General features: G+C 42.9%; 23 protein-coding genes. 13 read left to right on the forward strand and 10 right to left on the reverse strand.

The window, feature by feature from the left end; genetic code table 11:
• Positions 1-36: 36 nt before the first annotated feature.
• Together VME0621_RS00780 and VME0621_RS00785 are read right to left on the reverse strand one after the other, a co-directional pair.
• Positions 37-357 (reverse strand): heavy metal-binding domain-containing protein, encoded by a 321-nt coding sequence (locus VME0621_RS00780; protein ID WP_006069660.1) that lies wholly within the window; start codon positions 355-357, stop codon positions 37-39.
• A 164-nt stretch (positions 358-521) separates the two neighbouring features.
• Positions 522-1,337 carry a phosphate ABC transporter substrate-binding protein gene (locus VME0621_RS00785; RefSeq protein WP_062463875.1) on the reverse strand — a complete coding sequence of 272 codons (816 nt, stop codon included), beginning with the start codon at positions 1,335-1,337 and terminating at the stop codon, positions 522-524.
• 184 nt (positions 1,338-1,521) lie between these two features.
• Between VME0621_RS00785 and VME0621_RS00790 the strand changes: the two genes are divergently transcribed.
• Positions 1,522-1,869: a DUF3024 domain-containing protein gene (locus tag VME0621_RS00790; protein ID WP_062463879.1), complete on the forward strand. Its 348-nt coding sequence runs from the start codon at positions 1,522-1,524 to the stop codon at positions 1,867-1,869.
• A gap of 82 nt (positions 1,870-1,951) precedes the next feature.
• Here the strand turns inward: VME0621_RS00790 and rnb are convergent, their stop codons facing one another.
• Positions 1,952-3,967, reverse strand: coding sequence for an exoribonuclease II (gene rnb / locus VME0621_RS00795; protein WP_065311640.1), 2,016 nt, complete (start codon positions 3,965-3,967; stop codon positions 1,952-1,954).
• Between the two features lie 363 nt (positions 3,968-4,330).
• Between rnb and VME0621_RS00805 the strand changes: the two genes are divergently transcribed.
• Positions 4,331-6,235 (forward strand): DEAD/DEAH box helicase, encoded by a 1,905-nt coding sequence (locus VME0621_RS00805; RefSeq protein ID WP_006071603.1) that lies wholly within the window; start codon positions 4,331-4,333, stop codon positions 6,233-6,235.
• 275 nt (positions 6,236-6,510) lie between these two features.
• Positions 6,511-7,704, forward strand: coding sequence for an acetate/propionate family kinase (locus VME0621_RS00810; protein ID WP_062463869.1), 1,194 nt, complete (start codon positions 6,511-6,513; stop codon positions 7,702-7,704).
• A 92-nt stretch (positions 7,705-7,796) separates the two neighbouring features.
• Here VME0621_RS00810 and VME0621_RS00815 read toward each other — a convergent pair whose 3' ends face one another.
• A complete protein-coding gene (locus tag VME0621_RS00815) occupies positions 7,797-8,639 on the reverse strand; it encodes a patatin-like phospholipase family protein (RefSeq protein ID WP_062463867.1) in 843 nt (280 codons plus the stop codon).
• 272 nt (positions 8,640-8,911) lie between these two features.
• Between VME0621_RS00815 and VME0621_RS00820 the strand changes: the two genes are divergently transcribed.
• Complete coding sequence (locus VME0621_RS00820) at positions 8,912-9,964, forward strand: cysteine synthase A (protein WP_006071694.1); 1,053 nt, start codon at positions 8,912-8,914, stop codon at positions 9,962-9,964.
• Positions 9,965-10,020: 56 nt separating this feature from the next.
• On the opposite strand, the gene VME0621_RS00825 is transcribed toward VME0621_RS00820, so the two are convergent.
• A complete protein-coding gene (locus VME0621_RS00825; RefSeq protein WP_062463865.1) occupies positions 10,021-12,414 on the reverse strand; it encodes a VolA/Pla-1 family phospholipase in 2,394 nt (797 codons plus the stop codon).
• A gap of 16 nt (positions 12,415-12,430) precedes the next feature.
• A complete protein-coding gene (locus VME0621_RS00830; RefSeq protein ID WP_038226987.1) occupies positions 12,431-13,678 on the reverse strand; it encodes an outer membrane protein transport protein in 1,248 nt (415 codons plus the stop codon).
• Between the two features lie 449 nt (positions 13,679-14,127).
• Between VME0621_RS00830 and VME0621_RS00835 the strand changes: the two genes are divergently transcribed.
• On the forward strand, positions 14,128-15,075 hold the full coding sequence (locus tag VME0621_RS00835) for a hypothetical protein (protein WP_062463863.1): 948 nt from the start codon (positions 14,128-14,130) through the stop codon (positions 15,073-15,075).
• A gap of 497 nt (positions 15,076-15,572) precedes the next feature.
• A complete protein-coding gene (locus VME0621_RS26490; protein WP_143696316.1) occupies positions 15,573-15,788 on the forward strand; it encodes a hypothetical protein in 216 nt (71 codons plus the stop codon).
• 47 nt (positions 15,789-15,835) lie between these two features.
• Here the strand turns inward: VME0621_RS26490 and VME0621_RS00845 are convergent, their stop codons facing one another.
• Positions 15,836-16,618 carry a M48 family metallopeptidase gene (locus VME0621_RS00845; protein WP_065311641.1) on the reverse strand — a complete coding sequence of 261 codons (783 nt, stop codon included), beginning with the start codon at positions 16,616-16,618 and terminating at the stop codon, positions 15,836-15,838.
• Positions 16,619-16,757: 139 nt separating this feature from the next.
• Here VME0621_RS00845 and VME0621_RS00850 point away from each other — a divergent pair, with 139 nt between their 5' ends.
• The 5 genes from VME0621_RS00850 (at position 16,758) to cutA (ending at position 19,795) form a co-directional block, all read left to right on the forward strand.
• A complete protein-coding gene (locus VME0621_RS00850) occupies positions 16,758-17,192 on the forward strand; it encodes a hotdog fold thioesterase (RefSeq protein WP_006071705.1) in 435 nt (144 codons plus the stop codon).
• Positions 17,189-17,422: a DUF3389 family protein gene (locus VME0621_RS00855; protein ID WP_062461369.1), complete on the forward strand. Its 234-nt coding sequence runs from the start codon at positions 17,189-17,191 to the stop codon at positions 17,420-17,422. Before VME0621_RS00850 ends, VME0621_RS00855 begins: the two co-directional genes overlap by 4 nt.
• Before the next feature lie 63 nt (positions 17,423-17,485).
• Complete coding sequence (locus VME0621_RS00860; RefSeq protein ID WP_062461372.1) at positions 17,486-19,207, forward strand: SgrR family transcriptional regulator; 1,722 nt, start codon at positions 17,486-17,488, stop codon at positions 19,205-19,207.
• A 4-nt stretch (positions 19,208-19,211) separates the two neighbouring features.
• Complete coding sequence (locus VME0621_RS00865) at positions 19,212-19,463, forward strand: hypothetical protein (protein WP_062461375.1); 252 nt, start codon at positions 19,212-19,214, stop codon at positions 19,461-19,463.
• An 11-nt stretch (positions 19,464-19,474) separates the two neighbouring features.
• On the forward strand, positions 19,475-19,795 hold the full coding sequence (gene cutA / locus VME0621_RS00870; RefSeq protein ID WP_062461378.1) for a divalent-cation tolerance protein CutA: 321 nt from the start codon (positions 19,475-19,477) through the stop codon (positions 19,793-19,795).
• Here cutA and VME0621_RS00875 read toward each other — a convergent pair.
• A complete protein-coding gene (locus VME0621_RS00875) occupies positions 19,785-20,393 on the reverse strand; it encodes a DUF2238 domain-containing protein (protein ID WP_062461381.1) in 609 nt (202 codons plus the stop codon). The two genes, cutA and VME0621_RS00875, sit on opposite strands and share 11 nt — an antisense overlap.
• Before the next feature lie 198 nt (positions 20,394-20,591).
• On the opposite strand from VME0621_RS00875, the gene VME0621_RS00880 reads away from it, so the two are divergent.
• Together VME0621_RS00880 and VME0621_RS00885 are read left to right on the forward strand one after the other, a co-directional pair.
• Entirely contained in the window at positions 20,592-21,431 is an 840-nt protein-coding gene (locus VME0621_RS00880) for an isopenicillin N synthase family dioxygenase (RefSeq protein WP_062461384.1), read from the forward strand.
• A 101-nt stretch (positions 21,432-21,532) separates the two neighbouring features.
• A complete protein-coding gene (locus tag VME0621_RS00885; protein WP_062461386.1) occupies positions 21,533-22,144 on the forward strand; it encodes a DNA-J related domain-containing protein in 612 nt (203 codons plus the stop codon).
• A gap of 36 nt (positions 22,145-22,180) precedes the next feature.
• On the opposite strand, the gene VME0621_RS00890 is transcribed toward VME0621_RS00885, so the two are convergent.
• The gene (locus VME0621_RS00890) at positions 22,181-23,836 is read right to left on the reverse strand and encodes an ABC-ATPase domain-containing protein (protein ID WP_006071719.1); all 1,656 of its coding nucleotides are present in this window, start codon (positions 23,834-23,836) and stop codon (positions 22,181-22,183) included.
• A gap of 87 nt (positions 23,837-23,923) precedes the next feature.
• Positions 23,924-25,813: a putative bifunctional diguanylate cyclase/phosphodiesterase gene (locus VME0621_RS00895; protein WP_062461389.1), complete on the reverse strand. Its 1,890-nt coding sequence runs from the start codon at positions 25,811-25,813 to the stop codon at positions 23,924-23,926.
• Positions 25,814-25,996: the final 183 nt, after the last annotated feature.

The following is a 25,996-nucleotide window of genomic DNA, read 5'->3' on the forward strand; positions in this document are numbered from 1 at the left end:
AAATAAGGCAGCATTCGCTGCCTTATTTATTCATCTTTAATCAACAACGACTGCAGTGCCGCTCGCCGACACCATTAACATGCCGTTGCCAGTCCCTAGTACTTCATAGTCAAGGTCAACACCCACAACAGCGTTCGCGCCAGCATCAGCGGCTTTTTGTTCTAGTTCTTTTAGTGCGATTTCACGCGCACGTTGTAGTTCTCTCTCATAGGTGCCCGAGCGTCCGCCTACAATATCTCGCAGGCCAGCAAACATGTCTTTGAAGACATTGGCACCCAAAATCGCTTCGCCAGCGATCACGCCTTTGTAAGCAACTATACGCTTTCCTTCAACGGTTTGAGTAGTAGTGACAATCATGAATAGACTCCTATTGGGGATAAACCATTTCCGAATAACAACATAGCAGGTTGCGATAACATGGGAAACGGCAGAAGTGTCGTAATTATGTATTCAACGATTCCAATCTTGGTAGAGACGAAAAAGGGAAAGCAAATGCTTTCCCTAATGTAGCGATGACTTTACTACTTTTTAATCGGCGTGTAGCCATATTCTTGGATGAGGGATTGTCCCTCATTAGATAGCACGAAAGAAATGAATTTATCCGCGTCATCATCAATGTCATCTTTCTTGTGTAGCAAAAGGAAAGGGCGTGCGAGCTTGTATTTTCCTTCGGAGATATTCTTGGTGGTTGCTTCTACACCTTCAAACTTAATGGCTTTAACTGAACGGTCGACCGAACCTTCAGAAATATATCCTACGGCGTGTGGGTTATTGTTCACAATGGTCTTGACCATACTGTTGCTATTCACAACGAGGTTCGTTGGGTTGATATCCGAGACTAGTCTGTCATTGATGATCTGTGTTAAGCCCAATAGACTTTCGAAACTTGAACGAGTACCTGAAGAGGCCTCACGTGTCACAACCGCAATCTTCTGATCTGGGCCACCAACTTGCTTCCAGTTATTAATTTTCCCTTTATAGATGTCAAACAACTGCTCTCGAGTGAGGTCTTGAACCGGGTTTGCCAAGTTGACAACAATAGCTAGACCATCGTAAGCAATAGGAAAAACTTCTAGACTTTCACTGCTTTCACGCTCTGTAAGATAACGGCTGCTCATACCGATATCCGCCGCCCCTTTTTCTACTAGGGTGATACCTGCTGTACTACCGATTCCTTGAACCGCTATGAACGTGTCGCTGTGTGACGTGTTGTATTGTTCCGCCAAGACATCCATAACACGAGCAACAGATGTAGAACCAGAAATATTGACTTCTTGTGCTGCTACGGTGTTTACAGCAGAGAAGGAGAGTAGAGCGGCTAAAGCGACGCGAAGCATAGAGAAACTCCAATTAAAGTGATAATTTGCCACATCATATTTCGTTTGTGTGACACTTTTGTGAAGTGGAGTTGCATAGCCAATAAATTAGAGGATAAAAATGGTTACCGTGTGGCGTCGAACGCTAACATATTATCCAAAAAGCAGTTATATTAAACACATAGTCAGCCAAGAGGTGGGGTATATGACACTTATTGAAATGTCACAATGTCGCCTAGAAAGATGTGCCGAAATTGTTTGCAGCAACCGTAACAAGAGCATGCCCGTTGAATTGGGTAAGTCTTTGTTTGAAATGGTTGAGCATGGCGTCTTGTTTTCTAAAGCTCATTATCTATTGGACTCAAGCTCTTCCAGTTACACCAGTGTCGTCGTTAAAGTCCTATTCGATTCCAATACCAGAGAATGGTCGATTTTCGTTCCCGATGAAGATGAAGGGGACAACTGGATGCTGTATCCATTTCTGGGTAAAAGTACGGACCTTACCGCGGTGATGAGGGAGATTGAGAAAGATCCTAAAGCGTACTTTTGGTGACGCATGAACGACAAAACATCATTCATATTAAAAAGGGAGCCCGATGGCTCCCTTTTTGTGTTATCTAGCGAGATGCTATTGGCTATTTAGCCGTTTCATCGCTTTGCTCTGTTGATGCATTTTTAGGTGCATCAGCAAATACTTCAACAGGCTTAGCGATTAGGCTACGTGTTTCTTGATTCACATCGTTCAGTATTACTTTAAACGTGTCCCCTAGACGATATACGACTTCTTTATCAATAGAAACCGTGCCGTTCTCGTTGTTTCCTTCAATGCGCTCTTTGTTGTCAACGATGAGTGGGTTTGGAATAAACACAGAAGCGCCATTTTCTAGCAAACGAGCACGGATACCGGCGCGATTGATATCAAAGATTTCTGCGGTGAACTGTGTTTGTTTCTTAGGTTCGTCAGCAAGTGTACGAGCATATAACCAATCACCTACAGTACGCTCAGCAATCTTATGGTGTTTACGATGTAGAGCAAGCTCTTCACCTAAAGCATCATCTGGCTGTTGTGATGGTTCAGAGCCAAGAATGTAGGCTTTCAACAGACGATGGTTGACCATATCGCCATATTTACGAATAGGAGATGTCCACGTCGCGTACACGTCCAAGCCCATTGCATAATGAGCATCTGGCTGGTTGCTGATTTCACTGTACGCTTGGTACTTGCGAATCCGGTTATCTAGGTAGCTTGAATCTAAACCACCAAGATTACGGCGGAGTTGAGCAAATCCCTCAAGAGTTGACAGGCTTTCTTCAGTATAAAGGTTGTCTTCTTTACCTTGGTTGACGAGCTCTACAACATCTTTCAGCTTGTCCGCTTTAAAGCCAAGATGAGTATTAAAAACGCCATAGCCGTACGCTTTACTCAGAACACGGCCAGCACAAATGTTGGCGGTAATCATGGACTCTTCTACCAAGCGGTTGGCTACACGGCGCATATCTGCGTGGATAGCTACGACGTCATTGTCTTCACTAAGCTCAAAGCGATAATCTGGACGGTCAGGGAACACAACGGCGTGTGTCTCGCGCCATTGCGCGCGAGCATTGGCAAACTCATTTAGTTCAGTAACTACTTGAGCGATTTCTTCACTTGGTTGCCATTTGACACATGTTCCGGTTTCTAACCAATCAGACACATTGTCGTAAGCCAGACGTGCATGAGATTTTATGTTAGCAGCAAAGAATTGAATATCATCTTGAATCACGCCGTCAGCACTTACTGTGACTTTGCAACAAATCGCTGGGCGTACTTCATTCTCAATTAACGAACAGAGATCGTCCGCTAAATCGCGAGGTAGCATTGGGATATTACGTCCCGGAAGGTAGATAGTGAAGCCACGCTCTCTGGCGACTTTATCCATATCGTCTTCTGGTGTGATATAAGCGGTAGGATCGGCAATAGCAATGGTGAGTTCAAAACTGCCATTGTCATTTTTCTTTGCATAAAGTGCATCGTCCATGTCTTTTGTTGATTCGCCATCGATAGTGACAAATGGAACGTCTGTTAGGTCGATACGCTCTAAATCGGAATGATCGTTAATTTCCCAGTTTTCAAGGCCGGCTGGTTCAGTCTTTGGTAAATCGTTTTGAGCCAATGTTACCCACCAAGGTGCGATTTTGTCATTGGTGTCTGTGATCTTTTCCGTGATTTCAACAAAGAAACCGCCATCATCTTTTAATGGGTGACGAATTACGTGTGCTACGACCCAGTCACCGTCATTTAGATCATCTGACTTAATGCCTTTCTTAGTTTTGGCTTTAAGTGTGAGCTTTTTAAGAGTAGGGCTATCAGGAACAACGTTAAGTTTTCCTTTGATAAGTTTGACTCGGCCAATGAATCGCGTGACAGCCTGTTCGATAAGTTCTTGTGGTTCCGCTACTTCTCGGTCTTTTTCAGTACGGATAATTGCAACAACTTTATCTCCATGCATACATTTCTTCATGTATGGAGGTGGAATAAAGAAACTGTTTTTCGCGTCAACTTCTAGGAAGCCAAACCCTTTCTCAGTTGCTTTAATCGTCCCTTCTTTTTTTGGAAGGGTTTCTTGGATTTGTTGCTTAAGTTGTGCAAGTAACGGATTGTCTTGGAACATGTATCTACTTCTTAACGATGAAAGTGCCGACACTATACCCAAATGCCCGGAATATGCCTAGCCGAAATAAGTCAGGAAAGGCTAGGTTTTAAGCGTATTAGATGTAAATTTGATGACGCTTTATACAGAATTTTGTCATCGAGAAGAAAATTGTGATGTATTTCAATTTTTTCTGGCTTTTTTTGTGCTTTTAGGGAATAATCCGCCTCCTTGTTTACGTCCCTAGCGGCTTGATGCGATTTGCTACTTATCCGCATCTGAATGGAATCAGCTCTTTAAGGTTTGCTTTAGAAGCAATCTGGATCAGTTTGGAATTGGTAGAGCTCGTGGGACCTTAGTTAATAATTGATAAATGGGATCCCAATGCAAGATTCTTCAATTCAGTTTAGCGATTTAGCGCTGAACGACTCAATCCTTTCTGCTCTTGACGGAATGGGTTTCGTATCTCCAACTCCTATCCAAGCTGCGGCAATTCCGCACTTGCTAGCAGGCAAAGATGCGCTAGGTAAAGCTCAAACTGGTACTGGTAAAACAGCTGCATTCTCTCTTCCACTACTTAACAAGCTAAATCTTGACCAGCGTAAACCACAAGCTGTGGTTCTTGCGCCGACTCGTGAACTTGCTATCCAAGTTGCAGCGGAAATGAAAAACCTTGGTCAAAACATCAATGGTTTAAAAGTTTTAGAGATCTACGGTGGTGCATCTATCGTTGATCAAATGCGTGCACTTAAAAACGGTGCTCACATTGTTGTTGGTACTCCTGGTCGTGTTCAAGACCTAATCAACCGTGACCGTTTACACCTAGACGAAGTACACACGTTCGTTCTTGATGAAGCAGACGAAATGCTTAACATGGGCTTTGTTGATGATGTAACAGAGATCATGGAGCACGCACCAGAAACAGCACAGCGCGTATTATTCTCTGCGACTATGCCTCCAATGCTTAAGAAGATCGTTGATCGTTTCTTGCGTGAGCCAGAGTACGTTGACGTTGCTGGTAAAAACCACACGGTAGACAAAGTAGAGCAGCAGTTCTGGGTTGTTAAAGGTGTAGAGAAAGACGAAGCAATGGCACGTCTTCTTGAAACTGAAGAAACAGACGCGTCAATCGTATTCGTACGTACTCGCCAAGATACTGAGCGCCTAGCTGACTGGCTATCTGCACGTGGCTTTAAGGCGGCAGCACTACACGGTGATATTCCTCAGTCTTTGCGTGAGCGCACTGTTGATCACATCAAACAAGGTGTTATCGACATCCTAGTAGCAACTGACGTTGTTGCACGTGGCCTTGATGTACCGCGTATTACACACGTATTTAACTACGACATCCCGTTCGATGTTGAGTCATACATCCACCGTATCGGTCGTACTGGTCGTGCTGGACGTAAAGGTAAGGCGATTCTTCTAGTTCGCACTAACCAAATCCGTATGCTTCGTACTATCGAGCGAGTGACTAAGTCATCAATGGAAGAAATCCAACTTCCTCTACGTGACAAAGTTGCAGAAGCTCGTCTAGTTAAACTAGGTGCAGAGCTTGAGCAAGAGAAAGAGCATAAGTCTCTAGACAAATTTGCTGAGCTTGTAGAGAAGCTACAAGAAAGCCTAGAAATCGATGCTGCAACATTGGCAGCGATTCTACTTAAGCGTCAACAAGGCAAACGTCCTCTATTCTACATTGGTGAAGATCCAATGATCGCGGCTATCGAGCGTGATAAGCAACGTCGTAAAGAGCGCCGTGAAGGTGGTCGTGACGGAGGCCGTGATGGTCGTCGTAGCTTCAACACTGCCGATTGGGATACATACCAACTGCAAGTAGGTCGCGAGCAAGGCGTTCAAGTTAAAGACATCGTAGGTGCACTTGCGAATGAGCTTGGCCTAACTAAAGGTTCTATTGGTGCAATTAAGCTAGATCGTGAGTCAACTTACGTTCAGCTTCCAAAGCAAATGACCTCTGATGTTGCTGGTAAACTTCGTAAACTACGTATTCGTCAAAAAGAAGCGGGTGCGGTAGTGGTCGACTTCACTGATTTCCGTGAGCCTCGTGGTCGTCGTGATGGTGGTCGTCGTGACGGAAACCGTGATGGCAACCGTGGTGGTTACCGTGGCAACCGTGAGGGTGGTGGTTATCGTGGCAACCGCGATGGCAACCGTGAAGGTGGTCGTGGTCGTGATGGCGAGCGTCGTTTTGATCGTAACCGTGGTGGTGACCATCGTGGTAGTCACCGTGGTGAGCGCAGTTTCTCACGCAATCGTCGTGACGAAGCATAATATCGCTTCTATTCAAAAATAGTTGAAAGCCGGGCTCATGCCCGGCTTTTTTGTATGACGAATATGCAACTGGTGTAAACCTGCCCTATAATCAAGGGATGTAACCGATTAAATTCAAGATGTGAATTAAATAGGACCTTGATCATTATCAATAAATATCATTTTGATACAGTTGTTTGTATAAAAGAAAGTTGAAAGATTCAAAAAATATTGAATAATACAAACAAATATTAGGAAGTCGTCTTCCATCAATGCTCAAAACAGGATATCCCCCCATGTCTAATTCGTTTGTTCTCGTGATTAACTCTGGTAGTTCATCTCTGAAATTCGCTGTAATCGATTCAGCAAGTGGTGAAGCAGTTCTGTCTGGTCTTGGAGAGTGCTTTGGCCTTCCTGAATCTCGTATGAGCTGGAAATTTAATGGTGAAAAAACTGAAATCGCTATCGAAGGCGACGGCAGTCACCACAAAATTGCAATCAGCAAGCTTGTGGGTCTAACAGATGAACTTGGTCTACAAGAGAACATCGTTGCCGTAGGTCACCGTATTGTTCACGGTGGTGAAAAATTCACTAAGACTGTACGCATCAACGAAGAAGTAACTGCGGAAATTGAAAAGCTTGCGGATCTTGCTCCACTACATAACCCAGCAGGCGCTATCGGCATCCGAGCAGCGATGGAAGCATTTCCTTCTCTTCCTCAGTTTGCAGTATTTGACACAGCGTTCCACCAAACGATGCCTGAGCGTGCATACACTGGTGCTATAGCTAACGAACTATACACCGACTACGGCATCCGTCGTTACGGCTTCCACGGTACTAGCCACTATTTTGTAAGCCGCGAAGCAGCGAAGATGATCAATAAACCTATTGAAGAATCTAGCTTCATTTCAGTCCACCTTGGTAACGGTGCTTCTGTATGTGCTATCAACAATGGTGATTCAGTCGATACTTCAATGGGTTTCACTCCATTATCAGGGCTAATGATGGGTACTCGTTGTGGCGACCTAGATCCAGGTATTATTGAATACCTTTTGAAAAAGGGTTGGTCACAGGACAAAGTATTTAACGCACTTAACAAAGAGTCTGGCTTCCTGGGTGTTTCTGGACTAACGAGCGATGCACGTGGCATCTTAGAAGCGATGGAAGAAGGTCATGAAGGCGCTAAACTAGCATTTCAAGTGTTTACTTACCGCGTCTCAAAATACATTGCATCTTACCTAGCAGCTTTAGAATCGTTTGATGGGATCATCTTCACAGGTGGTATTGGTGAAAACTCTATGCCAATCCGTAGCGAAATTTTAAACAACCTAAAACTTCTTGGCTTTAAAGAAGATATGAAGGGCAACGAAGATGCTCGCTTCGGAAACGCTGGCATCATCGGTAAATCTGAGATGCTAGGTGCTGTAGCAATGGTTATTCCGACGAATGAAGAGTTTGTGATTGCGCAGCAGTCGGTAGAACTACTATAACCAGAATAGAAAATGAATAGTTAAAAGCGAGCCTAGTGCTCGCTTTTTTAGTTCTATCTATTAGTTAAATGATGATCGCAAGACAACACGCGCTATGTAGCTTGCTGAACCACTTTGTTTGCTGCTCTTAACCCCATCTGATATCCCGCTTCAAGCTTGTCTTTATTTGTTGTTAGCCGTCCCACAGAAAAACTATCTTCTGGAGTAATAACGTGAATAGTGCAGTCGGGTGGAGGGTTGTTGATAAACGCCATCGTTTGGTTATATTGATCCGCGCGGTTGATCATAGCTTCTGCCAGTAGAGGAGTGTTTTTCATAAATTGACGCAGTAGCCAAGGTGCTTTAGGTGGGCGTTTGACATAACCTTGCTTTTGCGACAGAACCACCGTGATGACCTTAGCGCCTCTTTTGTACGCCTCAATCACGGGAATTGAATCACCAACTCCTCCATCAATCATCTTTCTTCCATCGATATCTATAGGCGTTCGGTAGGCGACAGGCACTGAGCATGATGCCTTTAGAATCATTTCTAAATTACTTTGTGATCCTAATGTGTATACAGGAGCTCCTGTGTTAATGTCGGTTGTAACAATATGGAAAGGAATAGGCTGTTCGTTAAATGCTTGCATATCATAAGGATAATGTATCGCAATATGATCCCAGAGCCAGTCGAGATCTAGCCAGTGACCACCCTTAGCAAAGTTATGGAAGCTGATAAATTCTGGACGACACGAGTAGTCAGCAATGATGGTGTAGGTTCGTCCTCGTTGTTTGGACAGCCACGAAGCGATATTAGTCGCTCCAGCAGAAACTCCAATACAAAAATCAAAAGGATTATAGTTGTGGTCGATAAAGCCATCTAAAACACCAGCGGCAAAGATGCCTCGCATAGCGCCGCCTTCGACGACTAAAGCATGTTTCGTTTTCTGTAACATGAAAAATTGATTCCTTTAGAGTTTTACAGGCGTTTCCATTTGACCCGTTGACCTTGCTATTACGGCATTAAACACTGAATGTACGAGTGGTCTGATGTGTAATTGGTTTAAGATAAAATACCAAACTCCGTTGAGCTTCTCTATACGAAAGCGCTTTATAAATACCATCTTCCTTTGCGCTTATCTTGACTAAGCAATCCACCTAACTACGCTTATGATAATTAACAATGAAGATACATGCTAAATAAATCAGATAGATAAGTGGAGCCATTATGTCAATTGCCTCTATTGCAAACAATGTCAGTGAACTCATCGGTGACACCGATCTGGTCAGAATTAATAGCCTTTCAGAGATATCAGGTTGTAACATTCTTCTCAAGTGCGAACAACAGAACCCTGGTGGTTCAATAAAAGATAGAGCCGCGCTTCAGTTGGTGACCGATGCCATTGACGCGGGAAAACTAAAACCCGGTATGACTATAGTAGAAGGGACCGCAGGAAATACCGGCATCGGGCTCGCACTAGTGGCTAAGGCACTTGGTTACAAGATGTTGGTCGTGATGCCAAAAGGGCAGGCGAAAGAAAAAGAACGAATGATTTCCCTCTATGGCGCAGAACTGTTGCTAGTCGACCCTTGCCCATTTGCAAACCCTGAACACTTTTACCACACTGCCAAGAGGATAGGTGAGGAGCATGAAGATTACTGGTGGGCTGATCAGTTTGAGAACCTAAGCAATTACCGAGCGCACTATTTAAACACGGGCCCCGAAATCTGGCGACAAACCGAAGGCAATATAGACGCATTAGTGTCTGTAGTAGGGACAGGTGGTACAATTGCCGGAAACTCTCACTACCTCTCGCAGCAACAGCCAAATCTGAAAACGTGGCTGGTCGACCCTGATGGCTCAGGTATTCATTCTTTTCTGCAAAACGGAGAATACCAATCTACAGGGAGTTCATTTACCGAAGGGATAGGCATTATGAGAACGGTAGATAACTTCAGGCAGGCGAAAATCAACCACGCAATCACTTTGCCTGATCAGGATTTAGTAGCTATCTCTCGTTTGGTAGCGGAACATGACGGTATTGTTCTTGGCAGCAGTTCTTCACTGAACGTTGCGGGAGCGCTGTACACTGCTGCGAGAATGGGCAAAGGAAAAACAATTGTTACTTTTAGCTGTGACTTGGCGGATCGTTCCTACTCAAAGTTGTACAACGAGGATTTTCTAAAAGAGAGAGGGATAAGTCTCAAGACTGAAACTCTTGAGGAGATATGGGCACGTTACCAAGCTGATGATGATAGCAGAGTTGTTGATGTCTCTTGATGTATTAAAATGAAAAAAGCGAGTCTACGACTCGCTTTATATCTCTTAATTAACTTCTATTCTAACACTGAGTTAGCGTCAGAAATTGCACTACTTCCGGTGGCTAAAAAGCTAACAACTTCCGATTGCATCTCTGCGTGATACGCTAAATCACTCAGGTTATCGGTGTCTTGGACCGAAATGAAGGTAGAGTGTTTACCAATATCACGAAAACGTACAAATGGAGAAGTACTACTACCACTCCCTTTCGCACTATCGAACACTTCTAAGCTAAATTTTGTAGCAAGAGGTTCAGTACCAGCCATTGGTGATGACGTGACATATTTGGCACTGAGAACGTTATTAGGCACTGTGCCATCATCCTTCACTTGCGCCATATAAACAGGTGTTCCTTCTGCAATCAACGTGTCTGCGTTGGTATAAGGGTCAGCGGTATCTACTACGGTTTGAGTTGCGTAGATAAACTGTAAGTTTTCTGCCAGTAGAGCAGGTAAGTTACTGCTTGATGTACTCTCAAAGTCTGTTAAACATTGCGCTTCTGATATTCCGCTACAATTAGCACTCGCATAAGAACCGTAACCGGTACTACCTTGAAGTGCAATATTGTGTGTGATGTACGGGCCGTAGAATCCAGAGCCAAAGAGTAAATTCGCAATTTGGCCTCCTGAGTTGACGAAAGCTGCTCTGGAAAAACCAAACATAGAATCGGCAGTGTTACCCATTTTGGCGTTAGCTTGCGCTACGGCTGGGACTCCCAAAACACCACCTAATGAGTGTCCTAAGAAACTAGGTTGTGTTGTAGTGGTGTTTGGCAAAGTAGCTAAGGGAGTTGATGCCAATGCACCAGCTGCTTGATTTGCTGAGATAGCATATCGTAATGTCATCAAGTCCAACATGGACTGACGAATATTATCTCTGGCGACTGGTAAGACACTCAGATTCATATACGCCAACACACTTACGTTGGCTGAACGTTGGGCATCAAGACTACGCTCACCATGTATGGGAGCATCAATGGCAATTAACGCTAAACCTGCATCAGTAAAGTTCTTGGCAAAAGCATAAGCGTTCTCTTTAGCCGAAGTAATACCGTGTTGGTAAATCACTAAACCAGAAATACTACCTGATGTCGGAGTGAACAGTAAAAAATTGACGTCCGGTAACGACTTTACAGCTGGGACTGGTGCGTAACGAGTGATAATACGCTCTTCGTCATACCGTGAACCATCCAACTTAGTAAAAGTAGTGCCCATTAGTTTGGGTAGTTGCGATGCTGGATCGGATTCAAAAGCACTAGGATCAATCCCCTTGGCAACTAACTGTGCCACAAAGTTAGCCTTTTCATCGTCGTCACTAATGATACTGTTAATAACGGCTAAACTGGGTGAGCCTGATTCAAACGGTTGAGTGTTCCAATTCGCACCAGTTTCTAAGTAGTACGGAAGTTTGACAGAGCCCTTTGTGACGCTAACAGTGCCCGCGTTAGCATAAACACCAATGAGCTTGTTGCGTGCATCCTCGGTATTGATGTAACTGATAAAATTGCTATCACTGGCGAGAGCTTGTGCATAGTCTTCAGGCACTCCAAACGTCATTTGACCCAAGCTATCAATTGCTACATTGTTGGGGTTCGCCACTCCTTTCCAAATATCACTTGGCGAGTACTCAGGCAGCAGAGTCGCTGCGATCATAGACTTAGTCGCAAACAAAGTTTGTCCAACAGATTGAGTAGAAAACCAAGTGGAATAGACAATATTCGTGGTATTTACTGCATTAGAAGTACCGGCAGCTATGAGCTGTTCAGTCCCTTGAACCACTTTTTGTGCACTTGCCAATGTGCCTTCGGTGTAGGTTTTTGCACTTGATTTCAGCGCTGCATAGCCTTGAGATGTACCGACCTCTTCACCATTAATATCAAGAAGCTTATCGTTTACTGCAATGATATATTCACTCGATGGTTCTAGGGCTTTGAGTAAAGCAATGACGAGGCTATTACCTGAAGTGCTTAGAACGTAGTCTGTACCATAAGTTAGTACGCTTTCCGGCGCTGGCGATGCGGATGTCAAACCTTCAGTTAGCTTGATGATAGTTACAGAGGAAGGATCTGGTGATAGCGTTAGTGGGGCACCAAATTTAACAGAAATAGGCGAAGTAGTAGACCAGCCATCCATCTGGCCCATTGCTGCTATTGGGTTTGATAGTGAATCATCTCCGCCTGTTGGTAATTCTAATGTTCCATCAGTCTGGTTCATTAACGCAAATGTAGGAAACGGTACGTCTGCATTGCTGCCTTGTAATGTAAAAGCTAGTTTGGTTGGTTGTGCAAGGGACTGTTGAATATAAGGTTCATAGTTTGGTGTCGTTGGAGTACCAACGAGTTCACCTTCATCTCCGCAAGCAGAGATGAGTAATGAAGCTGAAATGGTTAGCGCTAGTGGTAGCTTTTTCATCGTTATTCTCCCGGAATTAATCGAACTGATAGTTAAACTGAATCGCGCTTATATAAGCGGCGGATTTACCAGTGAATACGAGTTCTTCATCTAACTTATTCTTTTCAGTAAATGACCCTGATTTAGCATCGATGTAGGTAAAACCTGCATCCAATGTCATCTTGTCATTGATACGATAAGTCAAACCAGCTGAGTACCAGTAACGGTCTGAGTCCGGAATGCTCAACGTCGCTTTTCCGGCTTGTTCGTCGTAAGCAAAACCAGCGCGTAAAGTCCAATCTGAATTTAAGAAGTGAGTAAACCCTAGTGAATAACGGTTACTGTCTTTGTAGTCTTCCTCTTTATAGAAACATACTCCTGGAGGAGTGCCCCCAGTACATGTTGATGATGTGGCTTTAAGTTCTGTAAAGTCACTCCATTCAGTGCGTTGAATGCCATAATGTACTGCCCAGCGGCTAGCAAACTTATGATAACCGGAGATTTCCCAAATGGCAGGAAGTGTGACATCTAAGTCGGCTTTGGTATCCGCTGGAGTAGAGATCCCCGTGTCATAGCTGGAGAAATCACCATCCTTAAACGCAAGGTCAATCGCACTTCGATAAGAAAAACCAAAACGGTTGTTTTCATTAACTTCGTACAGAGCACCAAGGTTCCAACCAAATGCATAAGTGGTGCCTTCCATAGAGATAAGTTTGTCACTTGGAGCACCACCAAAGACCGCATCCGCTAAGATTCCCTTGTGGCGATTCAACTTAGCGTGGGCGTAGACGGCATTTACTCCAGCTCCAATTGAGAACGAATCGTTGATACGATAGGCGACATTAGGATTCAATGAAACTGAGACTAAAGATGTGTCGCCAGCAAGGTCGCCTGAATAACTCGCGTCTGGATAGTCTGTTGCCACCCCGTAGGTACTAAACAGTCCGATTCCCCATGCCCACTGGTCATTAATTGGAGAAATATAGTAAGCACCGGGAACGACTTGCATCGGTGCGACGTCTTTCATTTCTTGATTGTTAGTCGTATCGGTGATGTTAATGTCAGGGTCGACGACCGAAATAGCGCCAGAAAACTGTGCTGTACTAAACAAGGTCATGGCTGCGGGGTTACGCGCAAGTACCGACGCATTATCAGCAACTGCACCTTCTCCAGAAAACGCTCGGCCTAAGCCTGACGCAGAGTGTTCGTTTACCTGAAATCCTGCGGCTAAGACAGCAGGGGTTATTCCCCAGACAAGAGGGATTAGGAGAGCTTTTTGTTTCATATCTTTGTGTCCTTTCGGAAAAGCTAGAAATTCCATTTTTATAGTTGTATCGGTATATAAGTCTCATCAGACCAGTTGTTAACTATATGTAAAGCGCGTGTTAAATCAAGAGAAATTTGATTAACTTGTGTACAAGGTTGGGTCGTCGTAGTGCGGCAAGGTTCTTAGCGAGAGGAAAGAGGGTAGTTGGGAAGCCGTAGCAACTTAATGTTGAGGATCTCAGCGGTAAAGACAACCATGATACTGATTGTTCCTTAGGTTTTCGTTTATTGTAGATCCAAAGGTGTAGACAATTAACATTCATGATTCCAATTTATCATCTAAATAAAATATGCCCACGATCTCACCTTTGAAATAAATGTCAGAACAATGTTAGCGTTTGCTTGTTTCTATCTATGTCCAAAGATATGATTGAAACTAAGTAAACTAACAATAAAACGTCAAATATTATGAAGAACATAACAAAGCCAGTATTACTTCTCTCTGTTTTGCTCCCTTCTGTTTCATTTGCTCAACTGCAACTGTCACCAGAGGAGTTGGCTAAAAAGAAAGAGATCTATGAGAAATTCGATACCCAAAGTGTCAATATAACACTCAAACAGTTTTATGATGAAATTGATATACTGCGATATAATAATGATGCAGTAATTAATGAAATAGGTAACAAACAAGAAGATATAGAATCGACATATAATTCTTTAGTTAATCTTACAAGTGAAAAAAAAGAAATTAACGAGTATCTCATTAATCGACTGCAAAATAACATTGCTATTTATAATGAAAGTGTTGCTAAGTTAAATAGCGATACGAATAAAGAAGCTCAACTTGTTAAGAAGATAAAAAATAATGAAGACGAAAAGCAAGCGATAGAAAAGAGCAAAGAGCTAGAGCTTACTAAACTGAAAAAAGATATTGAGACAAGGCTCAAGCAAGATGCTGATAAGGAGAAAAAAGTCTTCTTTGATGGAAAGGTTGTTTGCTCAAGTTCAATGACTCTAAGTGATTGTTTTAATAAAAATAAAGCAAACATTGTTAGCCAGGCTATGAAGTCAGCGGTTGGTGAGTATAGGGTTCATGCAACGAAGGTTGAAGATGCTAACTTAAACATTAATGGTACGTTGTCTTATAGCATCGCAATCACGTATACACAACCTTTTTCTTTACTTACTATAAAAGAGATAAATAAAGAGCTTGGAATAAGTACTAAGGATATTAAATTATCTTCAAATAAAGAGGCCACCTACTACATTAATGGTAAAAAAGTGGGTGAAGGTAAAGAAGTCTTATTTAGAAATTCATATAATTCAAAAGTCATTGTAAAGGCTGTTTATGATAAGAAGTCACAGTCTTCAATCGAGGAGCTAGGTCCGGAAAATGACTTATATTATCCGTTTTAATCTTGGTTGATACAGTTTTATTGTTTTAGTTAGTTATACTAAATAACTTTTATAGAGCTATTGATTATAACGAGTGTAGTTGAGCGCATATGTGCTCAACTACTGCATTTTATAAACTGAAACATAAAAGTATGGCACCTGATTCATAGCTGTCAAAAAAATGTCAGCGACAAAAAAATAACGCTTTGTGCTTATTTTTAATACCATGTTAAAGGCTCAAGATGAAACACTTTACCGACTCAGTGAGGAAATCTCTGAAAAGAGAAGATTGGTATGCTGCCTTATTAACTGCTCTCACTTTACCCGATATATGTGGCAGGTTAGAAAACCCTCAGAAGCAACCTAGGGCGAGATATCAAAAGTGGTATCAAATATGGGTTTCTTCGCAGTTAACGGAAAAAACTAATAAACAAGCACGTACAATCTTGCAACTCCGCGGAGAGGAGTTGTATGCGCTCAGATGTGCTTTCTTTCATGAGACAGGTAGTAGCTTAGAGATGAATAAGTCTCTAAAGATGATCAAAAAATATAGATTTGTTACTCCTGAAGCATATCGAGCGCTGGATGAAAGCAACATCAATGAACAAATGGCGATACCTATCGATACCATTTGCCTTGCTCTGGCGACAGCAACTGATACTTGGTTTGAAAATGTAAGAGACGACCCAGTCGTCTTAGAGAGATTGGGCGGCATTCTAAAGGTGCATGGTTAATCAAACCACCTCTGCTGAATCGTTTACTTAGAGGTGGCCCAGCTAAATTATTTACAGTTAGGTTTAATCGTATCGTAATTCGGTAACGTAGCCGCTTTTGCTCTTAAGTCTGAAATACGAGTATCGTGAGACGGGTGAGTGGACAGAAGTTCTGGTGGTTGACTCCCTCCAGATGCTTTTGCCATGTTCTTCCATAACTCAACACTCTGATTGGGATCAAATCCGCTTTTCGCCATTAATTCTAACCCAACGATATCCGCTTCCGACTCTTGAGTTCGACCGTAAGGTAATATCACGCCATATTGAACCCCAACTCCCAAGGCGGCCATCGTTACATCGCGATATTGAGATCCCCCGAGAGCGACATTTGTAATTTGAAGTCCCGTATTGGCTAGTTGTGATTGTGATAAGCGTTCGTTACTGTGGTCAGCCAAAACGTGAGCCACTTCATGGCCTATGACTGTAGCGAGTTGGTCTGGGGTGACTGCTACATTCAACAGCCCGGTGTAGACCCCAATTTTCCCCCCAGGTAGTGCGAAGGCATTAACTTGATCGGAATCGAATACGACCACTTCCCATTCGCTGAACTCAGGCTGGGGTGGCACGTGATCTGTGATGGTTCTTGCCACACATTGAACATAAGCATTCACTTCTTTATCTGTGCTTACTTTTTGTTCTTTCTTCATCTGCTCGAAAGATTGAGCACCTAATTGACTCATTTGCGCGTCTGAGAACAGAATCAGTTGGTTCCGTCCGGTTGGAGACGATGAACATGCTGCAATAACAGAGGTGATCGCTGCTAAGCAGTAAGCCTTTGTCCAAGTCTTCATATCTAAGACTCCCTTAAATGTTATCCGTCCCCTAGGCTGGAACAAGGGGAAACGTGTTACCTACATTTTGATATTTGCCATTCGCGTTAACGACAGGCATCATTCTTATAATTAGTTCACCTAAGTATAGGATTTATCGATGAGTATTTGGAAGAAGAATATCTCATTAGAGGCGTTAAATCGCACTTCTAAGAACACGTTAATTGAGCACCTACAAATTGAATATACGGCGTTCACCGATGACACGTTAAGCGCGACGATGCCTGTAAGTAGCATCACCCATCAACCGTTAGGGATGCTTCACGGCGGCGCATCTGTCGTGTTAGCAGAGACTCTAGGTTCGCTTGCTGCGAATTATTGTGTTGATAATGACCATTACTGTGTCGGACTAGACATCAACGCTAACCACGTGCGAGCAATGCGTTCTGGCTTCGTAATAGGCACCGCAAGACCGTTACACCTCGGGGTTTCAACTCAAGTTTGGCAAATCGATATTACCGATGAGAAGCAGAGATTGGTGTGTACCAGCCGTTTAACGATTGCGGTGAAAAAGAACAAAAAGGCTAGCCGATGATCGTCGATTTTTCCCAAGGTAAGGTGATTGTTACGCCAAATGAAGTAGTGGTGCGGCTAGCGGTGGGCGGTGTGACTTTGCAAGCCCAAGTTGATGCGCTACAACTTATCGTTCCTGCATGTGTTATTTCCGCCAATGGTGCGGAGTGTAAGTGGTCTGTTAAATTAGACAGTGATACGCAAATTCGTACTATCTCTGATGAGACTGGCATAGCGATTTTGACACTGTAACTTGCTAAATAAGTTAATAAAGAGGAAACTTATTTCCAAGTCAACGAATGGTATTTCCTCTTTATGAGCAGTCCCCGCTTAAGAAAGCAATTTGAGATTTTATTTGAGCACTTTTCAGGTCAAGATGCTGAAACACAACTAGAAGATGTGACCGGTATTTTGTTCTGTACGAGGCGAAATGCCCGTATTGTGCTTAATAAACTCGAGGAAGAGGGGTGGATTGAGTGGCACCCAGCGGCAGGCAGAGGGAAGCTCTCTCAGCTTATTTTCAAACAGAATCGAAATGACGTAAGCGAAACGTTGGCAAGGCGTTATCTGGAAGAGGGGCGTATTGGTCACGCATTAAATGTGCTCGACAAAGACGCAAGTCGACTATCTAATGTCATTCAAAGCTACCTAGGAGTAACTCAGTCAGACGGTAAACAGGTCATTCGACTTCCATACTACCGCGCGTTGTCGATGCTTAATCCAACTAAGCCGATGCGCCGTTCTGAAATTCATATAGCACGCCAAGTATTCAGTGGGTTAACTAAATTTGACGAGAATGATGTACTACAACCGGATATTGCTCACCATTGGCAACAGATCTCTGAAACGCAATGGCGTTTTTACATACGCCCCGGGATCCGCTTTCATAACGGTGAATTGCTCAAAATTGACCACATAATTCAAAGTATTGAAAAGCTAAAAGGTGCTAACCTTTACAAGCATTTGGACAAAGTGATCTCGCCATCAGCATGGGTCATTGATGTCTACTTTACACAACCCGATTTTCAAGCTCCGATGCTTTTTGCCGAGAATATGGCCAAGGTATTGCCACCCGAAAGTATGCGAGGGGATGACTTTGATAGATATCCCATTGGTACTGGACCTTATTGTGTGACGACCAATAATGATAAGCGATTAATTTTATCCGCGTTCGATGGCTACTTTGGTTATCGACCTTTGTTGGATACGGTAGAGGTATGGGTCATCGACGAAACGCATTCTACATTGGTTTTCCCTACGTTAGCGGATCCGATTGCTGGAGCTCGCTCTGAAGTTCAAGACGACATTGAACTTGACCCTGGCTGCACCTATTTGTTGTTAAATCGTGTGTCTGGCATTGCTAAAGACGATCATTGGGCTCGTTATCTGAGCAAAAAAATCAATTCGTTGGCGATATTCCGCAAGCTCCCGGAAAAGACCATTGAAGAGCTTGGAATGATTCCCGCGCATGGTCTTAAGCCTGGATGGTACCATCATCCAACGTCTGAGGTACAAGCGCTGCAACAGACTGAGTATGAAGATATCGCAGAGAAAGAAATTAGAATTGCCTATTACGCTGAGCATCCAACGTTCCCTGAGATTGCCAAGGGCATTGAAGAGTTATTAAAACAAGATGGTATTCGAACTAAGTTGGTGCGCTATGGTTTGGATTCTCCGGAATTCGATGATATCGACATATGGATTCGTCCTATGGGTATTGCTAGTAAGCGCGAGGAAGCATTAGCGGGCTGGTTACTTGGACACAGTGATATCGAACATATGTCCAAGTCTGAAGACTTTTACCAATGGTCTAAGATCGTCGAAGATTGGCGTGGAAAATCGAATGAAAAGTTCCCAGCTCAAGAGTTGGGTAAAAAGCTGATTCAAAGTTATCAAATCATTCCTATGTTTCATTGTTGGCTGGGTATCAGCAAAGACCATTGTGGTAGTTTGCAAAATGCCAAATGCAATGCGTTAGGCTGGTTTGACTTTAGTAAAGTGTGGGTCAAACCAGACGACCTTGAGATAAACAGTTAGTACAATGGCAAAACCTAATAAAAAAGGTCCAGTAAAGACCGTCGATATTTTCTGTTCAAAATGCGGCACTAAGCTATTTCGATATCGTAAAGGTGGAAAGGGCGCGCTGGTCAAGTGTTTTAAGGAACGGATTGCCGAAGATTTCACAGATGAGCTCGGTGTTTGCCCTCAGTGTGCGAGTGTTTTCGGCAGGGATACATTAATTCGTGGTACGCCAGCAATCAAAATGGTTGGTGGAAAAGTTCGTATGAAATAGGGAAACAGTCGATGAAATCCAATGCCATAACGGTACTTACTACCGTATCAAATGAACAACAAGCTGATGACTTAATTAAAGTGTTGTTGGAGAGTCGCCTCGCAGCATGCATTCAGACACAAAACATCGGTAGCCACTATGTATGGGAAGGGAAAGTCTGTCATGACGAAGAAGTGTTGTTGATCATCAAATCGACTAATGAAGCCTACTCACGTCTAGAACGAACTATTATTGCCAACCACGAGTATGAAGTCCCACAAATTGTAGCCTTACCCATTGAGGCAGGGTTTAGACCTTACCTCAATTGGTTAAAACAAAATGTTAAGCCTTAGCTGGTGTTTTTAGAACAAAAAGTGTTAATGCCGTGATAGCACCTAGCGTGTCACATAGCATGTCTTTTTGTGCATCCCAAATGTCGCCTTGTGAGCCTAAAAAGGCGATCCCCTCATCTCCGCCAGCAATGGCGGCGTACCACCATTCTATGATTTCATAAGCTGCAGCTAGACTCATTATGGCGAATAACGCAAACATGATCGCTGGAATTTTACTCATTACTTTATTGCGATAGACATATTCCGCAATAGGAAAGGCGTAAAGGCCAATGGAAAAGTGGGCTACTCTATCAAAGTTGTTCCGCTCAGAGCCAATTAAATGATTGAACCAATCAAAAGGAACTTCGGCGAACGTGTACTTTGCACCTATAGTGTGAAGGGCAAGCCAGATGAACATCAAAACGTAAGCGGGTTTGGAAAACTGGAATTTGGCAGATATCAGCCAGATGAGTAACAAGATGGCCACCGCAGGAATAATCTCCGCCACCCATACTGCTCGCGAGCTCGGCGCAATCGCTGAAAAGACAAAAACGAGACAATATAAACCGGTAAGAAAGGTGAGAATAGGGCAGTAACGCCTCGAGGTTCTGTAATTCATAATATTCGCTATCTAATATCTTTTTAGTAAGCGTAGTATAACTTTAATAAAACACCGTTCAATTAAGTTGTAACTGATTTTGGTGACGAATAGCACAAAACACGCAAGCGTTTACACAGCTATACAATAGATTCTTTGAAAAAACTCCAACTTTTTTCTAACATCTGCGTCAAACCATAACGACAAGAAAGCAAAGTCATGAAATTAGAAACGGTTGATTATTTAGCACCAGATGCAGCGGAACAATTTGTACGTTCATTAAGAGAAACAGGATTTGGGGTTCTTAAAAACCATCCGATTCCTCAAGAACTTGTAGAGTCGATTTATCAGAACTGGCACACGTTTTTCAGCACAGAAAGGAAGAATGAGTTTCACTTTAACGTAGAGACTCAAGACGGTTATTTTCCACCTAGCGTGTCTGAAGTTGCTAAAGGGCACTCAGTTAAGGATATTAAAGAGTACTTCCATGTCTATCCTTGGGGACAGATCCCAGAAGAACTAAAAGAGCAGATCTTGGACTACTATCGAAGAGCGAATGAATTCGCAGCTGAGCTTCTTGGCTGGGTAGAAGAGTATGCACCGAAAGAAGTAAGTGACAAGTTTTCGATTGAACTGTCTGAGATGATTAAGAACAGTGAAAAGACATTACTACGTGTACTGCATTATCCACCAATGACTGGTAAAGAAGAGCCTGGTGCGATTCGTGCTGCTGCCCACGAAGATATTAACCTACTGACGGTTTTACCTGCGGCAAATGAACCGGGCCTTCAAGTCATGACAAAGGATGACGAGTGGCTGGATGTTCCATGTGACTTTGGAAACTTAATCATCAACATCGGTGATATGCTGCAAGAGGCAAGTGGCGGATACTTCCCTTCGACAACTCACCGTGTTATCAATCCAACTGGTGAGAAGCAAGAGAAGTCTCGTATTTCATTACCACTATTCTTGCACCCAAATCCAGAGGTTGTACTGTCAGATAAATACACAGCTGATAGCTATCTAATGGAACGATTGAGAGAGTTAGGTGTTATCTAACGAATAGAATCAAGGTCAGCTTTATGCTGGCCTTTTTTGTGTACTCAAGGGATGGAAGTGCTAATCTCTAAATGAAAGCACAGTGTAATAGGAGAGGATGATTGACAGGATCTACAGAATGCGAAGTCAAATCTCATCGACAAGCAGATAACCCTTTGCTTTGGTCGGTATTACATTTAATTGAGAACAATGTGGATGGTTTGAAAATTCACACCTTAGCTTCTCAACTCGCCGACGCAGGCTTGATACCTTCATTGGATGAATCTCCAGAAAAAGATCTTTTTAAACGAAACTTCTTACTAATGAATGCCCTTTATCAGCTACAAGAGTTACTGATACCCGAGAAGTGGTTGCAAGTCGAAGCTATGAACATTCAACTTTTGTCTTACCGTTCCACGGAGCACGCCATAGATAAAAATAACCCATTGAGAGAATATTATCTTGATTGGTCACACTATGAGGCTGATACAGGAGAGGTCAAACGTTTGTTAGAGGACTTTTGGCAACGGTATAAACATTTTGTTGGTGTTTCATCTGTGACAATGTCACGAAGTGTTGCGCTTAAGTGTTTTGAATTAAATGAGTGGGCAACACAAAGAGAGATAAGACAAGCGTGGCGTAAACTCGCCCTTAAGTGGCATCCGGATCGTGAAGGTGGGGATGCTGAGAAGTTTAGACGTTACTGCGAAGCGTGGTCACTATTGAAGGAGTAGTGAGTCTGATGACTCACTACTTTTGGCATAACCCAATTAACGCGGCTGACGCATTTTCGCGCCTCTGAGGCGGTTTAAGGTCGCTAGCGTATCAACCAATCTTGGCTTTGCAAGATCACCTGAATTTGGCATAGTCGCACTCCAATCACCTTGAAGCAGTTCGGATAGCGCTTTTGGTGGATGTGTTGACCAACCAGGCTGTTGTGCTAGTTGGAACAATAGCCAACCAATAGCATTGAGCTCAGAATTTGATTCAAGCTGCTCCAGTGCTTGGACATCAATAAACTCTTTTCCAAATCGTAAACTGTTTGCGCCTTTGCCAGATACTCGGAATTTTCCATCGATCAATAGCTGCTGTAGGTGTGCGCAATCAACATGACGAGGTGGAATCAGTTCCAGAGGTTTCTCACATTCATTCTGCCTCTCAGTTGGATGAAGCGCGATGACTTGTTGTGCTTTCTCTGTGACATCAATTGCCTGATAGTCATGCATTTGAATCACAGTATCCGCAACATCTAGGTAGTCGCCAGAACCACCCATAACAATGATAGTTGAAATGTCTAGCTCATCTCTTAACTGCCCAACACGGTCAACAAATGGTGTAATAGGCTCATCACCTTTAGATACTAGTGCTTGCATACGCTCATCACGAATCATGAAGTTCGTCGCTGAGGTATCTTCATCAATCATGATAGCACTGGCACCTGCTTCAATGGATTCTTGTAGCCATGCTGCTTGAGACGTAGAACCAGAAGCATCTTGGGTACTGAAATCAGAGGTTTGTTTACCAAACGGCAGATGATTAATGTAATTACTCAAGTTTAAATTGTGAATTGAGCGTCCGTCTTCCGCTTTAATTTTGCATGAATCTGCATCGGTGACGATCCCTTCGCGACCATCACCAGGGATATGATCGTAAATGGAGCGTTCAAGTGCGTTAAGCAAAGTCGATTTACCATGGAAGCCGCCACCAACAATTAATGTGACACCTTTGGTGATACCCATACCTTTGATATAACCTTGATTGGGACGATGTAACGTTACTTCGAGTGATTCTGGTGACGTGAATGGAATGGCGTCTTTCATTGGTAAATCACAGTTACCTGCGATTCGAGGTAATACACTTCCATTGGCAACGAAGGCAATTAAGTTATTCGCAGCAAGCTGCTCTCGTAGTGCTACCTGATCTTCTACTGCTTCGCAGTGCTTCTTAAGTTCTTGAATGTTTAATTCGCGCTCTAATGTCGCTTTACGAATATATTTTGGTAGATGGAACGTCAGCATATTAATGGCTTTCTTCGCTAAGATGCTGCGACCTTCCGCTGGCAAGTTAACGCGAAAACGAAGCTCAATCCCTTCGTCGGTAAAAATAACGGCTGTTGAGTCCATCACCGTTTGACCAGTTAATGAAATGGAGACATTGTTCTCTTGCTTTGCAAAAGCAGCAAATTGGCGAGCAATATAGTCTCGCGCGGCAATTTGATAAGCTGGTGACTGATCTTTTAACCATTCAAGACCGCTTGGTGCCCATTGTCTGAATGCTCGTACGCGAGATGCCGCTGCGTAAGGGTCAGATTGAACATGATCTATATGAAAATCAAAGTCAGAGAAATCGTAACTACCTTTGATTTGCTGGTAAGCACGATAATTTTGCTTCTCGATTTTTTTTAGTTTGGCGATTAATAGATCCATGTCGAATGTCTCGAATTTCTTAAGGTTGGTGCGGGATTATAGGAGCCTCACAGCTGCGGGTAAAGCACTATGCTGTAAAATAAAAGCTTATCGGATTATGAATTGCTTGGGCGGCGGGTACTGTTTTTCGAGATGGGCCTCAAATATATCTCTAGGCATTGGTTTAGCGTAGTAATATCCTTGTGCGACGTCGCAACTCTCGGTTGCTACGAATCGGTGTTGCTCTGATGTTTCTACACCTTCGACGACGACTTGCTTGTTTAGCTTTTTAGCTATATTGATTATTGAACGAAGTATCGCTTTATCCTGAGCATTGTGAAGTATGTTAGAGAGGAATTCTTTGTCTATTTTTATGCAATCGAATGGAAGTTTTCGAAGATAGCTAAACGAAGCATACCCAGTACCAAAATCATCAAGAGCAAATCGAACGCCATGTCCCTTAAGGCGAACTATATTTTGATAAGCCACTTCGAAGTTAGAAACAAGACAACTTTCAGTGAGTTCTAGTTCTAAATTGGTTGATGGTAACTCATTGTTTTCTAAAATCTCGAGAACTCTGTCAGCAAAACGGGCTGAACAGATCTGTTTTGCAGATACGTTCACAGACAGAGTGAAATCAGGTGCGATTTCAATCCATTCAGAGGCTTTATCAATCGCGCTCCTTAGCACGAAATAACCTACTTCAACAATAAGCCCATTTTGTTCGGCCATATGAATTAGAGCTTCATTGGAGATGTCACCCAAAACAGGATGCTTCCAACGCAGCAGTACCTCCGCACCTATCCATTTATCATTCTTTAAGTCGATCTTTGGTTGAAAATAAAGAATAAGATCGTCATTTCTCACGGCCTGAAGTAAATAGTGTTCAAGCTGGTTAAACTCTTTCTGCTCATCTTGGTCTGCTTGGGTGAATGTACTTACAGTTGCCCCTGATTCTTTACATGATACTGCAGCGTGAAATGCGTTATTGATCAGGTCTGTAGAGTTATCGGTATGGTACGAGTTTGCTACACCCATAAAGACATGTAGATGCACTTCTTGATCGCGATAAAACATGCCTTGCCGTGCTACTTCGGACAGTTGTCGGCAAAGGTTGGGTAAAAAGTGCTCGTCGAAAGAGGGAACAATGGTTGTTAATGCAAGTTCAGTCGTTGAAATACGAGCGTAGTAATGGATGTGTGGCGTGTTTTTGCTAATCTTCTGTTCCAATAACGATAGCAACGTATCAAAGCCATCGCAGCCAATCCTGGCTTGAATTCGTTCTCCGTTAGTGATTTGGATAAAAATGACAGAAAGATACGCATTACCGTCAATGATAGCCCGACTGTTGAATGAGGCTTCTAGAGCATTTTCCAACCCCTGTCTGTTTAACATGTTAGTGGCCGAGTCATGATTTTTCTGATACTGCATCTGCCTTTCTAGAAGGGAATTTTTCGATTTTAGGTTTTGAAGATTTTGTTCAAGCAAAGCAATCTGGTGGTCACGTTCTTTAAGTGACGTTTTAAAGCTTAATTCCATGTCCAAAATCGTTTGTGAGAGTTTTTTTTGTGCAGCAATGGATTGAATCTGATCGACTAGTAGGCGTAGCGTGTTTTTTGCATCCTTATCAAATTGATGAATGATAAACGCCAAACCTAATGGCTTGTCGCTGGCGTTGAAGATTTCGAGATAATCGACAGTATATTGAGACAGATCCATGTTTAGTTTGTCTAAAAGCTTTTCAAAATACTTGGCGATTGATTCATGGTTACAAGGGAATCGAAAGGGGGCAGAGGATTCATCTCCCTTTTGAAATAGTGACGTTGCGCTCTTATGGTCAATGTATTGTAAAGCTATCGATTGGTTTTGCAGTGTACAATATCCCCATACAGGTTCATTCATACGGTCACTTTCGTGTAATGTAAGTACGCCTCTTATCTTTCGAATATCCGAATCAGAAAGAAAGCCTAAAGGTTCTAACGCTTGATAATTACGCATAGATAGTTCCACATCCTGTGGTTTGAAATGATCACTGATTATTGATTCAACCGAACTTTATTATTCTTTAAGTATAAGTAGTCTATTAGCGGCGAGCGATGCACGGAGGCTTTACAGGTAGGTAGAGAGGGATAAGAATAACCACAGTCTCAAAATTGAGACTGTGGTTAAAAGATGCAATAA

The organism is Vibrio mediterranei, assembly GCF_900088415.1.
Lineage (GTDB): Bacteria > Pseudomonadota > Gammaproteobacteria > Enterobacterales > Vibrionaceae > Vibrio > Vibrio mediterranei.

Excerpts from the sequence above, each read along its gene's own strand:
- VME0621_RS00780 (WP_006069660.1), bottom strand. The coding sequence starts at position 357 with ATGATTGTCACTACTACTCAAACCGTTGAAGGAAAGCGTATAGTTGCT.
- VME0621_RS00785 (WP_062463875.1), bottom strand. The coding sequence starts at position 1,337 with ATGCTTCGCGTCGCTTTAGCCGCTCTACTCTCCTTCTCTGCTGTAAAC.
- VME0621_RS00790 (WP_062463879.1), top strand. The coding sequence starts at position 1,522 with ATGACACTTATTGAAATGTCACAATGTCGCCTAGAAAGATGTGCCGAA.
- rnb (WP_065311640.1), bottom strand. The coding sequence starts at position 3,967 with ATGTTCCAAGACAATCCGTTACTTGCACAACTTAAGCAACAAATCCAA.
- VME0621_RS00805 (WP_006071603.1), top strand. The coding sequence starts at position 4,331 with ATGCAAGATTCTTCAATTCAGTTTAGCGATTTAGCGCTGAACGACTCA.
- VME0621_RS00810 (WP_062463869.1), top strand. The coding sequence starts at position 6,511 with ATGTCTAATTCGTTTGTTCTCGTGATTAACTCTGGTAGTTCATCTCTG.
- VME0621_RS00815 (WP_062463867.1), bottom strand. The coding sequence starts at position 8,639 with ATGTTACAGAAAACGAAACATGCTTTAGTCGTCGAAGGCGGCGCTATG.
- VME0621_RS00820 (WP_006071694.1), top strand. The coding sequence starts at position 8,912 with ATGTCAATTGCCTCTATTGCAAACAATGTCAGTGAACTCATCGGTGAC.
- VME0621_RS00825 (WP_062463865.1), bottom strand. The coding sequence starts at position 12,414 with ATGAAAAAGCTACCACTAGCGCTAACCATTTCAGCTTCATTACTCATC.
- VME0621_RS00830 (WP_038226987.1), bottom strand. The coding sequence starts at position 13,678 with ATGAAACAAAAAGCTCTCCTAATCCCTCTTGTCTGGGGAATAACCCCT.
- VME0621_RS00835 (WP_062463863.1), top strand. The coding sequence starts at position 14,128 with ATGAAGAACATAACAAAGCCAGTATTACTTCTCTCTGTTTTGCTCCCT.
- VME0621_RS26490 (WP_143696316.1), top strand. The coding sequence starts at position 15,573 with ATGAATAAGTCTCTAAAGATGATCAAAAAATATAGATTTGTTACTCCT.
- VME0621_RS00845 (WP_065311641.1), bottom strand. The coding sequence starts at position 16,618 with ATGAAGACTTGGACAAAGGCTTACTGCTTAGCAGCGATCACCTCTGTT.
- VME0621_RS00850 (WP_006071705.1), top strand. The coding sequence starts at position 16,758 with ATGAGTATTTGGAAGAAGAATATCTCATTAGAGGCGTTAAATCGCACT.
- VME0621_RS00855 (WP_062461369.1), top strand. The coding sequence starts at position 17,189 with ATGATCGTCGATTTTTCCCAAGGTAAGGTGATTGTTACGCCAAATGAA.
- VME0621_RS00860 (WP_062461372.1), top strand. The coding sequence starts at position 17,486 with ATGAGCAGTCCCCGCTTAAGAAAGCAATTTGAGATTTTATTTGAGCAC.
- VME0621_RS00865 (WP_062461375.1), top strand. The coding sequence starts at position 19,212 with ATGGCAAAACCTAATAAAAAAGGTCCAGTAAAGACCGTCGATATTTTC.
- cutA (WP_062461378.1), top strand. The coding sequence starts at position 19,475 with ATGAAATCCAATGCCATAACGGTACTTACTACCGTATCAAATGAACAA.
- VME0621_RS00875 (WP_062461381.1), bottom strand. The coding sequence starts at position 20,393 with ATGAATTACAGAACCTCGAGGCGTTACTGCCCTATTCTCACCTTTCTT.
- VME0621_RS00880 (WP_062461384.1), top strand. The coding sequence starts at position 20,592 with ATGAAATTAGAAACGGTTGATTATTTAGCACCAGATGCAGCGGAACAA.
- VME0621_RS00890 (WP_006071719.1), bottom strand. The coding sequence starts at position 23,836 with ATGGATCTATTAATCGCCAAACTAAAAAAAATCGAGAAGCAAAATTAT.
- VME0621_RS00895 (WP_062461389.1), bottom strand. The coding sequence starts at position 25,813 with ATGCGTAATTATCAAGCGTTAGAACCTTTAGGCTTTCTTTCTGATTCG.